Origin of the sequence: Acinetobacter sp. WC-141 (assembly GCF_000313935.1) — a bacterium.
GTDB lineage: Bacteria > Pseudomonadota > Gammaproteobacteria > Pseudomonadales > Moraxellaceae > Acinetobacter.
The window spans coordinates 17,800-32,729 of the sequence record NZ_AMSS01000066.1 but is presented as its reverse complement, the minus strand read 5'-3'; the positions used below and the strand labels follow the sequence as shown (position 1 = coordinate 32,729).

The window sequence follows — 14,930 nt, the reverse complement described above, 5'->3', positions numbered from 1 at the left end:
GAATTTTAGGCTAGACTCGCTCAATATTTAACTCACGAAGATGAAGTAATCATGACTTATAAAGATGAAACCTTAGCAATCCATGCTGGTTATTCACCAGAAGCAACCACAAAAGCAGTTGCGGTTCCTATTTATCAAACCACTTCTTATGCATTTGATAATACACAACACGGTGCCGATCTTTTTGATTTAAAAGTTCAGGGCAATATTTATACCCGTATTATGAACCCGACTACTGCTGTACTTGAGCAACGCCTTGCTGCACTCGAAGGCGGAATTGGTGCTTTAGCCTTGGCTTCTGGAATGGCAGCAATTACTTACTCAATTCAAACCATTACCGAAGCAGGAGACAATATTGCTTCTGTCTCAACTTTATATGGAGGAACGTATAATCTATTTGCCCATACCTTGCCAAAACAAGGTATTGAGGTCCGCTTTTTTGATTACCAAAAGCCCGAAAGCTTACGTGACTTAATTGATGATAAGACGAAACTTGTTTTTGTTGAGTCAATTGGTAACCCACTTGGAAATATTATCGATTTAGAAGCAATTTCAAACGTCGCACATGAATATGGAGTTCCAGTAATTGTAGATAATACAGTCGCTACCCCTGCCTTATTAAAACCTTTTGAATATGGGGCCGATATCGTCATTCATTCGCTTACTAAATATATTGGTGGGCATGGCAATAGTATTGGCGGTGCGATTGTAGATAGCGGTAAATTCCCTTGGGGTAAATATCCGGAACGTTTTAAAGTTTTGAACACGCCTGACCCAAGTTATCACGGGGTTAATTATGTCGAAGCTTTAGGTGAAGCTGCTTATATTGCCCGCGCACGCGTAGTTCCATTACGTAATACAGGCGCGGCAATTAGCCCACTGAGTGTTTTCTTAATTTTACAAGGCTTAGAAACTCTAAACCTCCGCATGGAGCGCCATACTGAAAATGCTCAAAAAATTGCGGAATATTTACAGACTCATCCAAAAGTAAAATGGGTCAACTACGCAGGTTTAAAAGATCATCCACAGCACCAACTTGCTCAAAAATATGTAAAAGGTAAACCTTCTGCAATTTTATCTTTCGGCGTACAAGATGGTCTCGAAGGCGGTACTCGGTTCATTGATGCACTTCAGCTATTTACTCGTCTTGTGAATATTGGTGATGCAAAAAGTTTGGCATGTCATCCTGCAACGACGACTCATCGCCAGCTCAATGAACAAGAACTTAAATCTGCTGGTGTAAGCGAAGATATGGTTCGTCTTTCAATTGGAATTGAGCATATTGATGACTTAATTGCCGATTTAGAACAAGCACTTTCAGCTGTGTAATTTTTAAACTACTTAACAAGCCTCTGGAAATAGAGGCTTTTTTCATTTTTTATTCATTCTACAACTTAAAACAATTAATGGATTAAGATACTAATTTAGAGTTTTTACTCTAAATAAATTGTTAAATTTCATATATTTACATACTAGACAATTTTTAAACATCTATTAAGATATGAGCAATATTTATGAGTTCATCTGGATGAACCTACGGTTGTAAAAAATAAAAATTACATACCGGAATAAATAGTCCCTGCCCCTACTTAGGTAAAATGCTGTGAATAAAAAATTAGAAGCTCTGTTCCAGGAAAAGGTACAAGATAAAGTCATTTTAGTGACAGGCGCCTCGAGTGGAATCGGATTAACGATTTCAAATAAGCTTGCTGATGCTGGTGCCCATGTTTTACTGGTTGCCCGTACTCAAGAAACTTTGGAAGAAGTGAAAGCAGATATTGAAAGTCGTGGCGGTAAGGCATCAATTTTCCCATGTGATCTCAACGATATGGACATGATTGATCAAGTGTCTAAAGAAATTTTAGCGACTGTTAATCACATTGATATTTTAATTAATAACGCAGGTCGCTCTATTCGCCGTGCCGTACATGAGTCTTATGATCGTTTTCATGACTTTGAACGTACCATGCAATTAAATTATTTTGGCGCCGTACGTTTAGTTCTCAATATTTTGCCGCATATGATTCAGCGTAAAGATGGGCAAATCATTAATATTAGCTCGATTGGTGTATTAGCAAATGCGACTCGCTTTTCTGCTTATGTCGCGTCTAAAGCTGCTCTTGATGCATTTAGCCGCTGTCTATCGGCCGAAGTTCATGCGCATAAAATTGCGATTACTTCAATTTATATGCCATTGGTTCGCACCCCAATGATTGCACCCACTAAAATTTATAAATATGTACCAACACTTTCACCTGAGCAGGCTGCTGACTTAATTGCTTATGCAATTGTGAAACGTCCAAAGCGTATGGCAACTAACTTAGGCCGATTAGCTTCAATGACATATTCGGTTGCACCAGGCATTAACAATATGTTTATGTCGATTGGTTTCCGTTTATTCCCAAGTTCAGATGCAGCAAAAGGTGAAAAAACCGAGAAATTAAACTGGGCACAAAAAGCATATGCACGGATCTTCCCAGGCGAACACTGGTAATCTTGAGTTAATAGCATAGTTAAAAAAAGCGCCTTAAATAAGGCGCTTTTTTTAACTAAAGAACTGATCAATCAAGAAACTGAACATGTCCTGTCTTTACATCGTAAATTGCACCCACAACTACGATCTCACCTCGATCAACCATATCTTTAAGCACACTGCTGTTGTTGATAATATATTGAATATTGTAGTGAACATTCATGGCAGTAACCTGACTAATAAAAGCATTACCTAACTCACGTGGCTGCATAATGTCATATACGCTATCAACCGAATGCATTAATGGGCCAAGCACATATTGAATATGTGGCATTTCTTTCACATCAGCCACTTGCTTATGCTCTAAGCGTAATTGACATGCACTCGTCACAGCACCGCAATCGGTATGCCCTAACACCACAATCACTTTAGAACCTTTAGCCTGACAAGCAAACTCAAGTGAACCTAATACTTTCTGACCAGCAATATTACCCGCGATTCGTAAGCTAAACAGATCACCAATACCCACATCAAAAATCATCTCGGTGGGTGCCCGTGAGTCCATACAACCAAGAACTGCTGCGATCGGATGCTGCCCTTCGTCTGCAGTTACACGAATTTGTCGGTAAATATCTCGTTGTAGACGTTCATTTTTTACAAAGCGTTCATTCCCTTCTTTAAGTAAGTTTACAACCTGCTGTGGACTCAACTTTTGTTGCAAATCATGTGTACTAATATCAATATCAAGTATCGCATCGTCAACATCTTGATAGTGCTGTTTGAACCCAACGAGTTTAAGGTTGACCTCACGTTTAATTGCAGTTTCATTTTGATAATCTTGAATAACTTGATAGATATCAGGATCAATCGAATCACATTGAGTCGCATCAATAATGAGTTGCTGATGTTTATGCACATGTTCCAATGCTGAAATAAGCGCAGAACGATTAAGAAAGGTCACTTGTGATGGGAGTTCAATACGAGTCACTACGCCATGTAAGCGCTTCTCTCTATAAACGCGAATACCTTTATTAAAATTACCATAGAGAATAAAAGCACTACTGGTGAATAGGCCAATTAAAATTCCCATTAAAAGATCGGTCAGCAAAATTGCAACCAAGGTAATAATAAAAGGTAAAAATTGTTTCCAGCCCTTTTGATAAAGCTGTTTAAAGAGTTTTGGATGAGTAAGTTTAAAGCCTGTCACGATGAGGATTGCAGCCAACGCAGATAGAGGAATCATGTTCATTAATGGCACGAAGAACAAAACCGCTAACAGCAACAATACACCATGAATAATGGTAGAGCATTTACTACGCGCGCCTGTATTTGCATTCACCGAACTACGCACAATCACTGAGGTGACGGGCATTCCACCAATTAAACCAGAAATAATATTACCTGTGCCTTGTGCCCAAAGTTCACGGTTAGGAGGTGAAGAACGTTTTTGAGGATCAATTTTATCTGCGGCTTCCAGATTCAATAATGTTTCTAAAGATGCCACGACAGCCAGAGTAATTGCCCCTGTGTAAATCATAGGCTCAGCTAAATAGCTAAAGTCAGGAAAAATTAATACCTCTTCGGGTGCTTGTAATATATTTGGTAATTGAATGAGATTATCAATTTGCACTGCCCATGGAGATCCCATACTTACCAAAACAAAATTTAAAACTGCTGCGAGCACAACCGCAATCAATGCCGAAGGTAAAGCTAATTTTTTGAGTGGACTACTATCCCACGCTAAAATTAGAAATAAACTGAGCAAACCAATAAGTGCAGCTCCTCCATCAAAACGTTGAAGGAAGGCATCGGGTGTTGAAGTCCAAACCTGTCTCCATGAAAAATCAGAAAGGCCAAACAGATAAGGTAATTGGGTCGCAATCAGAATGACACCAATGGCCGCGAGTAATCCTAAAATGACATTATTTGGAATAAAGTTCGCAAAAAAACCTAATTTGAATAATCCAAATAGAATTTGCAGGACACCGGCAAAAATAATACATAATAAAAAGGCGGCATAATTGCCGCCTAATTGTTCTAACTGTACAAGAATTACAGCAGTTAAGCCTGCTGCTGGACCAGCGACACTGATGTGGGAACCACTCAGTAAACCCACAATAATACCGCCTACAATACCAGCAATAATACCAGAGATAATGGGAGCTCCGGAGGCTAAAGCGATACCCAAGCACAGCGGTAATGCCACAAGAAATACGACAACTCCTGACAGGAGGTCTTTTAAATGAAATCTATTTTTCAGGTTTAAAACCGACATAAAACAACCATTTATAATAAAAAGAAATAAGCAAAGTTGTACTATTACAGCCTGAAAGAGAGAAAATGCTTCAAGGCTGGGTTGATGATGTCGGACAACTGAATATCATTAAAGTTTAGTTATGCTATAACGTTGTGTATTTAATTGTGTATTTAACAACGATTTGTTGATCTTAAGATTCACCTCATCTTTACGACTGCAATTTTTTTCTTAATCGCTCTTTAATATCTATTAGAAATAATGGTTCACCAATAAAAAAAGCCTCCAACTGGAGGCTTTTTATGGTCTTAAAGGCTCTTATTTAGAACCTTTAATTCCTGCTTGTAGCAACAATGCACCCAAACCACCAATTTTTTGTTCTTGTGGTTTCTCTTGCTTAGCGCGCTGAGGACGTTCAGCTTGATCTTTACGCGGTTGAGGACGTTTACCTTGAGGTTTACGTTCAAAACGTTGTTCTGTATTTTGTTCACGGCGTGGTGGACGCTGAGCTTTTACAGGTGCAGAACCTTCAGCACGCATACTTAAGTTCACGCGGTTACGTTCAACATCAACCTGCATTACACGTACTTGTACAATCTGGCCCGGTTTTACAACTTTATGCGGATCAGATACAAACTCATTTGCAAGTTCAGAAATATGAACTAAACCATCCTGATGCACACCAATATCAACAAAGGCACCAAAGTTTGTGACATTCGTGATCACACCTTCAAGCTGCATACCTTCGGTCAATTGACCAACTTCAGTGATATCTTCACGGAATTTAGCAGTACGGAACTCTGGACGTGGGTCACGACCTGGTTTTTCAAGTTCAGCTAAAACGTCTTGAATTGTTGGTAAACCAAATTTGTCATCAACAAATTCATCAGCTTTTACTTGGCGAATGATTTCGGTATTACCAATAATGTCTTTCACAGTTGTCGCTTTTGCTGCAACAATTTTCTCAACAAGACCATAACTTTCAGGGTGAACTGAAGATGCATCTAAAGGTTCAGAACCATTTTGAATGCGTAAGAAACCAGCCGCTTGTTCGAAAGTACGCTCGCCTAAACGTGGTACGCTTTTCAAAGCTTGACGGTTATCAAAACGGCCATGCTCTTTGCGGTATTCAACAATTTGTTGAGCAATTGCTTTGTTTAAACCTGCAATATAAGCCAAGATTGCTGGTGAAGCGGTATTTACATCAACACCTACAGCATTCACACAGTCTTCTACCACTGCATCAAGTGTTTTTGCTAAACCAGTCTGGTTCACATCGTGTTGATATTGGCCCACACCAATTGATTTCGGGTCAATTTTAACAAGTTCAGCAAGTGGATCTTGTAAACGGCGCGCAATAGAAACTGCACCACGAATTGAAACATCAAGCTCAGGGAGTTCTGCCGACGCAAGTTCACTTGCAGAGTAAACAGATGCACCCGCTTCACTTACAGTTACTCGTGTTAAATTCAGATCAGTATTCGCAGCCATCATTTCAGCAACAACAGCTTCTGTTTCACGGCTAGCTGTACCATTACCAATTGCAATGAGCTCTACGTTATATTCACGGCATAGACGTGCAAGTTCTGCAATTGAACCTTCTTTATCATCTTTTGGTGCAAATGGATAAATCGTGCTGTGAGCAAGTACATCACCAGCATCGCTGATCACTGCTAGTTTCACACCTGTACGAATACCAGGGTCAACACCCAAAGTCGTACGGCTGCCTGCTGGCGCTGACAATAATAAATGACGAAGATTTTCAGCAAATACCTGCATTGCTTCTGCTTCAGCAGTAAGACGTTTTTCTGTTAGCAATGAATGTTCGATTTGAGGACGAATCTTGCCTAACCAGAATAATTTTGCAGTTTGCTTTAAGAAATCCTGACGTGCTTGAGGTTGAATTTGCTCAAGGTTGTATTCAGTTTCAATACGTGCCAATGGCGCATCATCTTCACCATCTACTTTCAAACCCAATACGTTTTCTTGGCGACCACGTAACATCGCTAATAAACGATGTGAAGGTAATTTGTTTAGACCTTCAGAGAACTCAAAGTAATCACGGAATTTTTTACCAACTTCTTTCTTTTCTTCAGACGCAACTGTACTTTTTAAAACTGCAGTTTTTGCAAAAGTTGTTTTTAATTCTGTGGTAAGCGCAATATTTTGTGCCCAGTCATCAATCAGAATATGCTGAATCGCATCTAATTGACTTTCAACATCTGGATAGTCTTCATGACTAAAACCAGCCAAAGCTTCTGTAGGGTCAACTTGTTCTGCAATAATTTTTTCAGCAATTGGTCCTAAACCTGCTTCTTTTGCTTTAAAAGATTTACTTGTACGCTTAGGGCGATACGGTGCATAAATTTCTTCTAAAGCATTTTTTGTTTCGGCTGCATTCACCCGCGCCAACAAGTCATCACTCAATTTATTCTGTTCTTGCAATGACTGAATAACCTTTTCACGGCGCTCATATAAATCACGTAAATACGCTAAACGAGTATCTAATTGGCGTAACTGCGTATCATCTAAACCTTGTGTTACTTCTTTACGGTAACGGGCAATAAATGGAACACTGGCACCTTCATCAATTAAGCGGATGGCAGCTTCTACTTGGTTTGGACGTACGGCAAGCTCACTTGCCAACTGCTGAACTAAGTCAGTCATCGTGTTTGATCCCACAAGGATAAAGTTTAAAAGCACTGATTATAAAGACCAAGCCCATAAAATCCACACTTGTTTGCGTATTCAAAACGTTTTTTTGTATTGACTCTGAATATTTATGCTTTTTAGGGCTACTCAAGCACATAAAAACAGGCATTTAAGTCTAAAAAATTTAAAGCTGGATCGGGTCGTTACTCTTTATAAAATTATAAACGCACAACTTATGTCATGAAGATGACAAAATTTTATTATAATTTATGAGAAAATGATCATATTGATACATTCTCTAAAAGAGAAAAATATAGAGATTCAACAAGTTTTTACTCATCTAATCTCTTATTGAACATTACTGTTTGTTTCCAGCTACAATTAAAAGCTTTCTAACTATTCTTTTTGCTTAACTAAAATAATTTATTTGAAACAATTAGTTATTAATATTTAATTATTAAAAAATTATCAAATATTTAAGTATTTGTTTCTTTAGATCAGTCTTTGCTAAATTATGGGCTTAAGATGTTGTTTTTTGGTTTCAAACTCTCTTGAAAATTGTAATTTTGAGCAAATTGATACATAGTCTTAACAAGAACATCAGCATTATACTGAGGGCTTGTTGGCAATAAGCCTCACCGACCCAATAATATATAAATTATGAATTTAAAAGGGAGTACATCATGAGTTTAGTTGTACCTGCTGAACATCCTGAAACCGTACACAACGAAACGGATCGTGTCGAACGTATTTTAGTGGTCGATGACGATGTGCGTTTACGTACCCTCTTGCAACGTTTTTTGGAAGATAAAGGCTTTGTTGTAAAAACTGCCCATGATGCTTCACAAATGGATCGTCTATTACAACGTGAGTTATTTTCACTTATCGTACTCGACTTTATGTTGCCGGTTGAAGATGGTTTGAGCATTTGCCGTCGTTTACGCCAATCAAATATTGATACGCCAATCATCATGTTAACAGCACGTGGTAGCGATTCAGACCGTATTGCTGGCCTTGAGGCTGGTGCAGACGATTACTTGCCAAAACCATTTAATCCAAATGAACTTTTAGCCCGTATCCGTGCTGTATTGCGTCGCCAAGTTCGTGAAGTTCCAGGTGCTCCAAGCCAACAAGTTGAAGTTGTGAGCTTTGGTCCATGGTCCTTAGATTTATCTACTCGTACACTGACACGCGAAGGACAAATCGTTACCTTAACGACTGGCGAATTTGCAGTATTAAAAGCATTGGTACAACACCCACGTGAACCATTAACACGCGACAAACTCATGAATTTGGCTCGTGGTCGTGAATGGGGTGCAATGGAACGTTCGATTGACGTTCAAGTGTCTCGCCTACGTCGTTTAATTGAAGATAATCCTGCACGTGCACGTTATATCCAAACTGTATGGGGTGTGGGCTATGTATTCGTTCCAGATGGTGCTGAATAAGCTTGAGATAAAATAGAGTGAGTTTAGAACCAATCGCGCCACAAAACTTTACTGATTACGCTACCTACTCTGAACGGAAACGAACTCGGTGGGAACGTTTTCTCGACAAAATTAAGCCACGCTCTGCTGCCATGCGTACCACTATTCTGGTACTGCTGGTGGTATTTTTTAGCTTATTTATGTCGTTATGGTTCTTTTGGCGCACACTCTATTTGCCTGAAATTCAACAACATGCTCGTTATCTTGCAGTTGAACTTGAACTCGTCAACAATCCGGACATACAGATTTTTCATCGCAAAAATGAAGTGGATATTGATGAGTGGTTACGTAATCGTGTTGGTATTGAATACATTACCAACCCTAAAGAATATCCAAGCGTCCGCGATAAAGTTATTGCCGAGTTTTTTACCAATCAAATCGAACAAAAACTGGCCAATGAAATTGGGGCTAAGGATGTTACGGTTTACTTCCAGTTTAAGCCTAGCCCACGTATCTGGATTCAAACCCCTGAAATGCACGGGAACTGGGTCCGCGAGCCTTTAAAAACCTATGCGAACTATAGCCCTGAACTATTAATTGGTTGGGTTGTTGGTGTTCCATTACTGTCAGCTATCATTATCTTGATTTTAGTCAGACAAATGAACCGCCCTTTACGTCGTTTGCAAAATGCTGCTAATGAATATAGTAAGTCGGGTACTGCTCCCTACTTAGACACCAATCATGGTCCACTAGAGATTCGACAGGTGAACCAAGCCTTTAACCGGATGGTTTATACGCTTGATCAAACCGAGCGTGAACGACGTATTATGTTGGCCGGCATTTCACATGATTTGCGAACCCCTTTAACGCGCATTCGTTTAACAGCAGAGATGCTACCTGATGAGTTTTTACGTGAAGGTCTGGTCTATGACGTAGATGATATGGATGCAATTCTCAATCAGTTTATTTCGTATATGCGCGATGGATCAGATGAGGAATTGAAAGACACCAATATCAATATGCTTTTGCAAGAACTTGTTGTGCAGTTTAAACCACTTGAAATTCACTTCGAGATGCAAGATGTGCCCATCATTCCGGCACGTAGTCTTTCCTTAAAAAGATTGATTGCCAACTTAATTAATAATGCAAAACGCTATGGCGCTGAACCGATAGAGCTCAGTGCAAAAGTTGAAAATGAAAAGATTTTAATTATCGTTGCCGATCATGGTGAAGGTATTCCAGCAGATCAAATTGAAGAGTTAATGCAGCCTTTTGTCCGCGGAGACTCAGCAAGAACCATTCAAGGTAGTGGTCTTGGCCTTGCCATTGTCAAACGTATTGTCGATATTCATCATGGTGAAATTCAAATTCATAACCGTGAACAAGGTGGTTTAGAAGTTATTATTTCTTTACCCATCCCAAAACCAAACCCTGAAGAAAACACTTCGATCAATCCATTAGAAAAAATCAAGCAAACTTTGAGTGAGCGCTTTTAATTTAACCAGTTAGTGATTAAAAGCCTTATTTTAAAGATAAATAAAATATTTAAAAATCAATAAAATAAAAACCATAAATATAATTTATACCACCATTTATTTACAAAATTAGACCTTAGCCTAACACCTATGCACTTTTCAATTTTTCATAGCTAAAATCGCCTATGTTTTGACAATTCTGAGGATGTCCAATGTCTTTAAGTCGTATTCGCCTAGCTTCTCTTCATGACAAGGTCATCAGTGCTGAACAAGCTGCGCAGTTCATCGAAGATGGAATGACCGTAGGTATGAGTGGTTTTACTCGTGCTGGTGAAGCTAAAGCTGTTCCACAAGCACTTGTAGAACTTGCAAAGAAAAATCCGTTAAAAATCACGTTAATTACGGGTGCCAGCTTAGGTAATGACTTAGACAAACAACTCACGGAAGCAGGTGTTTTATCTCGTCGTATGCCATTCCAAGTGGACAACACTTTACGTCGTGCCATTAACAATGGCGAAGTTATGTTTATTGATCAACATTTATCTGAAACTGTTGAACAAATGCGTAACCAACAGCTTAAACGTCCTGATGTTGCGGTAATTGAAGCAATTGCAATTACTGAAGATGGCGGCATTATTCCAACAACTTCTGTAGGTAACTCTGCAAGTTTTGCTATTTTTGCCGAGAAAGTTATTGTTGAAATCAACACATCTTTAAGCGAAAGCTTTGAAGGTTTACATGACATCTACATTCCAACTTATCGCCCAACACGTACTCCAATTCCATTAACAAAAGTGGATGAGCGCATTGGTACATCTGCAATCCAAATTGATCCTGCTAAAATTGTCGGTATTGTATTTAACGATACTCACGATTCACCATCAACGGTAACTCCGCCAGATGATGAGACTCAAGGCATCGCAAACCACTTAATTGCTTTCTTTAATAAAGAAGTTGCAGAAGGACGTTTACCGAAAAACCTTGGTCCATTACAAGCAGGAATTGGCTCTATTGCCAATGCTGTATTAACAGGTTTAAAAGATTCTGACTTTGAAGACCTCATCATGTACTCAGAAGTACTACAAGACTGTACTTTTGAACTCATTGATGCAGGCAAAATGAAATTTGCTTCTGGTAGCTCAATTACACTTTCTGCAAAATGTGGCGAAAAAGTTTTTGGCAATATTGAAGCTTACAAAGACAAATTAGTGCTTCGTCCACAAGAAATTTCTAACCACCCTGAACTGGTTCGTCGTTTAGGTATTATCGGCATTAACACTGCGCTTGAGTTTGATATTTACGGTAATGTGAACTCAACTCACGTGTGCGGTACTAAAATGATGAATGGTATTGGTGGTTCAGGTGACTTCGCTCGTAACGCACACTTGGCAATCTTTGTGACTAAATCAATTGCTAAAGGCGGCGATATCTCTTCTATCGTGCCAATGGTGAGCCATGTTGACCACAGTGAACATGATGTTGATATTTTAGTAACAGAACAAGGCTTAGCAGACCTACGCGGTTTAGCACCTCGTGAACGCGCTCGCGCTGTGATCGATAATTGTGTACACCCGCTTTATCGTGATGCATTAAATGATTACTTTGATCGTGCATGTGCTAGAGGTGGACACACTCCTCATTTACTTCGTGAAGCATTGTCTTGGCATGCAAACTTCGAAGAAACAGGTCAAATGCTTCAAGCAGCACCAGTTGCAAAATCAGCTTAAATCACTGGTTGAATTCAAGCACTCCTACGGGGGTGCTTTTTTATTTGTGTAAATTATTAATAAACACTGCTCAAGCTTGAATTTTTATTTTATCTTTTCAGCACAGCAAAACAAAAAGTAGAAATCTATATGTTTATTATTCGCCAATTTACAAATGCGGATCTGGAAGATGTCGTCATTTTATGGGAAAGCTGCGGCCTGACGCGCCCTTGGAATAATCCTGAAACCGATATTTTCAGAAAAGTCTCACAACAAGATGATTTATTTTTAGTTGCTATTAAAGATGAGCAACTCATTGGTACGCTTATGGGCGGCTATGACGGCCATAGAGGCTGGATTAATTATTTAGCTGTTCACCCCCATCAGCAACGCTTAGGCATAGCTACAGCGCTCGTTCAACAGCTTGAAAAGCGACTGATTGCTCGCGGCTGCCCAAAACTACAATTATTGGTGCGTAAAGATAATCTAAATGTACTGAATTTCTATGAACAGCTCGGCTATGACGAAGTAGAAGCGGTGTGTTTAGGAAAACGTCTAATTAACGATAGTTCACATGATTAGAACCTTATTTATTATCATTTTGGCATAACACAGAAAACAAACTGAGTTTGGGGATAAGTAAGTGTGCTTGTGGATAAATGTCATTTTACCCACAAGTAAAGAAATGAATTGTTCAAATAAAATAATACGCATGAAAAAAGCCCCATACATTAAGTATGGGGCTTTTTCGAATATGGTGGCGAGACCCAGGATCGAACTGGGGACACACGGATTTTCAATCCGTTGCTCTACCTACTGAGCTATCACGCCAATGGCCTGTATTAAGCCGTATCTCAGAACAATAGTCAACAATTATCCTGAGTTTTTGATTTAAATGAGTATTTTTTATACTTAATACTTAAAAAAAATCCCTGATGGGATCAGGGATTGAAAACACAAATAATGGTGGCGAGACCCAGGATCGAACTGGGGACACACGGATTTTCAATCCGTTGCTCTACCTACTGAGCTATCACGCCGAAGTGGGCGTATTAAACAATGTTTATATGATCACGTCAAGCAACTTCCGTGTTTTTTGTAACAAGTGATTATTTTTAAATCACCATCACATACGAACAGGAATTTTAATGATGCAATTTACCAATATGAGCCAAACAGCGATGAATTGCGCCGCAGCCCGGCTCAAAAATTTTAACGCCTTTTGACTCTTCTATACGGCAAGCTTCTTCAACTAAGCGCTCTGCTACCCCACGACCACGGTTAGCAGGATGCACAACAATATATTCAAGAACCTTGCTTTCGCCTTGTCCTGAAGACCAGATTGCACCTATAATTTTGGTGTTAAATTCAGCAGTGTATAGCGTGGTATACTGTTGTAAATCTTGTTCAAGTTGTTCAATCGCATCGTGCCCGTCACCAAACTCCGGACTTGTATCATACAAACGCTCAAGCTGATCGCGGATCTCTGAATTATCTAGAGAACTATAAGCATGTACGGTAATAGGCATTGATTAACCCTCCTGAGCAAACTATGATGCTGTCACGAATTCGTCACAGCGAAATTATCGTTACATCCAATCATTTTTGACGTTTTTTGAGGAACGTGTCCATGACGCAACGTATCAGTGAAGTGGTTAGAAATACCAATGAAACCAAAATTCGAGTTCGATTAAATCTCGACGGTACTGGTCAAGGCACACTAAACACTGGAGTTCCATTTTTAGACCATATGATTGATCAGATCAAGCGACATGGCTTATTTGATATCGATATTCATTGTGATGGAGACCTCGAGATTGATGATCACCACACCGTAGAAGACTGTGGCATCACGCTTGGACAAGCTTTTGCACAGGCTTTAGGCGATAAAAAAGGTTTAAAACGCTATGGTCACTTTTATGCACCATTAGATGAAGCCTTGTCTCGTGTTGTTGTAGATTTATCTGGTCGTCCGGGTTTATTCATGGATATTCCATTTACCCGTGCACGCATCGGTACATTTGATGTCGATTTATTTTCTGAGTTTTTCCAAGGTTTCGTAAACCATGCGCTTATGACCTTACACATTGATAATTTGAAAGGTAAAAATAGTCACCATCAAATTGAAAGTGTGTTCAAAGCGCTAGCTCGTGCTTTACGTATGGCATGTGAAGTTGATCCACGTGCAGAAAACACGATTGCATCGACAAAAGGTAGCCTCTAATGACACGTATCGCGTTACTTGATTATGGCATGGGCAATCTACACTCAGCAGCTAAAGCACTTGAGCATGTGGGCGCTACAGTCGATGTGACCAATGATCCAAAGTTAATTGCACAAGCCGACAAAATTGTTTTTCCAGGCGTTGGTGCAATGCGTGACTGTATGCAAGGCATGCGTGAAGCAGGTATTGATGAAGTCGTACGTAAAGCTGCTTTTAATAAGCCAGTTCTTGCGATTTGTGTAGGCATGCAAGCATTACTACAAAGTTCTGAAGAAAATGGCGGTGTAGACGCACTCGGTATTTTTGACGGTGTAGTAAAGCACTTCCCTCAAATGGAAGGTTTAAAAGTACCACACATGGGCTGGAACCAAGTTCACCAAATGGACCCAAGCCATCCAATGTGGAACAACATCGAACAAGATGCTCGCTTCTACTTTGTACATAGTTACTATGTCGAACCAAAAGATGAAAGCATTGTGGCTGCGACTTGTGAGTATGGTGTGAACTTCTGCACAGCAATTCATAAAGATAATTTATTCGCGACTCAATTCCACCCAGAGAAAAGTCATACTGCTGGTTTGCAGTTACTGAAGAACTTTGTGGAATGGAATATTTAATTTCATTTAAAACTGAAAAAGATCAGGTCGAGATGGCCTGATCTTTTTTTTTATTTATAATAACAACCAATCATTTATAGAATGATATTTTATTCCACAAAA

11 protein-coding genes, 2 tRNA genes and 1 pseudogene are annotated in these 14,930 nt (G+C 39.4%); 9 read left to right on the top strand and 5 right to left on the bottom strand.

Annotation, left to right across the window (positions count from 1 at the left end; genetic code table 11):
* Positions 1–51: 51 nt before the first annotated feature.
* Both ACINWC141_RS13250 and ACINWC141_RS13245 read left to right on the top strand, forming a co-directional pair.
* Positions 52–1,329: an O-acetylhomoserine aminocarboxypropyltransferase/cysteine synthase family protein gene (locus tag ACINWC141_RS13250; RefSeq protein ID WP_009392062.1), complete on the top strand. Its 1,278-nt coding sequence runs from the start codon at positions 52–54 to the stop codon at positions 1,327–1,329.
* A gap of 274 nt (positions 1,330–1,603) precedes the next feature.
* Entirely contained in the window at positions 1,604–2,494 is an 891-nt protein-coding gene (locus tag ACINWC141_RS13245) for an SDR family NAD(P)-dependent oxidoreductase (RefSeq protein WP_009392054.1), read from the top strand.
* Positions 2,495–2,561: 67 nt separating this feature from the next.
* Here ACINWC141_RS13245 and ACINWC141_RS13240 read toward each other — a convergent pair whose 3' ends face one another.
* Together ACINWC141_RS13240 and ACINWC141_RS13235 are read right to left on the bottom strand one after the other, a co-directional pair.
* Positions 2,562–4,748, bottom strand: coding sequence for a solute carrier family 23 protein (locus ACINWC141_RS13240; RefSeq protein WP_009391959.1), 2,187 nt, complete (start codon positions 4,746–4,748; stop codon positions 2,562–2,564).
* Between the two features lie 297 nt (positions 4,749–5,045).
* Entirely contained in the window at positions 5,046–7,394 is a 2,349-nt protein-coding gene (locus tag ACINWC141_RS13235) for a Tex family protein (protein WP_009391977.1), read from the bottom strand.
* A 668-nt stretch (positions 7,395–8,062) separates the two neighbouring features.
* Here ACINWC141_RS13235 and ompR point away from each other — a divergent pair.
* The 5 genes and pseudogenes from ompR to ACINWC141_RS13215 all read left to right on the top strand — a co-directional run bounded on the left by ompR (position 8,063) and on the right by ACINWC141_RS13215 (position 12,569).
* Complete coding sequence (gene ompR, locus ACINWC141_RS13230; RefSeq protein ID WP_000060753.1) at positions 8,063–8,827, top strand: osmolarity response regulator transcription factor OmpR; 765 nt, start codon at positions 8,063–8,065, stop codon at positions 8,825–8,827.
* 17 nt (positions 8,828–8,844) lie between these two features.
* On the top strand, positions 8,845–10,302 hold the full coding sequence (locus ACINWC141_RS13225) for an ATP-binding protein (protein ID WP_009392031.1): 1,458 nt from the start codon (positions 8,845–8,847) through the stop codon (positions 10,300–10,302).
* Positions 10,303–10,329: 27 nt separating this feature from the next.
* Positions 10,330–10,458: pseudogene (locus ACINWC141_RS19725) on the top strand (hypothetical protein).
* Between the two features lie 35 nt (positions 10,459–10,493).
* A complete protein-coding gene (gene scpC, locus ACINWC141_RS13220) occupies positions 10,494–12,008 on the top strand; it encodes a succinyl-CoA:acetate CoA-transferase ScpC (protein WP_009392045.1) in 1,515 nt (504 codons plus the stop codon).
* Positions 12,009–12,137: 129 nt separating this feature from the next.
* Entirely contained in the window at positions 12,138–12,569 is a 432-nt protein-coding gene (locus ACINWC141_RS13215) for a GNAT family acetyltransferase (protein ID WP_004789884.1), read from the top strand.
* Between the two features lie 173 nt (positions 12,570–12,742).
* On the opposite strand, the gene ACINWC141_RS13210 is transcribed toward ACINWC141_RS13215, so the two are convergent.
* The 3 genes from ACINWC141_RS13210 to ACINWC141_RS13200 all read right to left on the bottom strand — a co-directional run bounded on the left by ACINWC141_RS13210 (position 12,743) and on the right by ACINWC141_RS13200 (position 13,516).
* Positions 12,743–12,818, bottom strand: a tRNA-Phe gene (locus tag ACINWC141_RS13210).
* 133 nt (positions 12,819–12,951) lie between these two features.
* Positions 12,952–13,027: transfer RNA gene (locus ACINWC141_RS13205), tRNA-Phe, on the bottom strand.
* A gap of 105 nt (positions 13,028–13,132) precedes the next feature.
* Complete coding sequence (locus ACINWC141_RS13200) at positions 13,133–13,516, bottom strand: GNAT family N-acetyltransferase (RefSeq protein ID WP_004789887.1); 384 nt, start codon at positions 13,514–13,516, stop codon at positions 13,133–13,135.
* A 101-nt stretch (positions 13,517–13,617) separates the two neighbouring features.
* Between ACINWC141_RS13200 and hisB the strand changes: the two genes are divergently transcribed.
* Positions 13,618–14,211 carry an imidazoleglycerol-phosphate dehydratase HisB gene (gene hisB, locus ACINWC141_RS13195; protein WP_002116767.1) on the top strand — a complete coding sequence of 198 codons (594 nt, stop codon included), beginning with the start codon at positions 13,618–13,620 and terminating at the stop codon, positions 14,209–14,211.
* Positions 14,211–14,828 carry an imidazole glycerol phosphate synthase subunit HisH gene (gene hisH / locus ACINWC141_RS13190; RefSeq protein ID WP_009392040.1) on the top strand — a complete coding sequence of 206 codons (618 nt, stop codon included), beginning with the start codon at positions 14,211–14,213 and terminating at the stop codon, positions 14,826–14,828. The genes hisB and hisH overlap by 1 nt, the downstream gene beginning before the upstream one ends.
* Positions 14,829–14,930 lie beyond the last annotated feature (102 nt).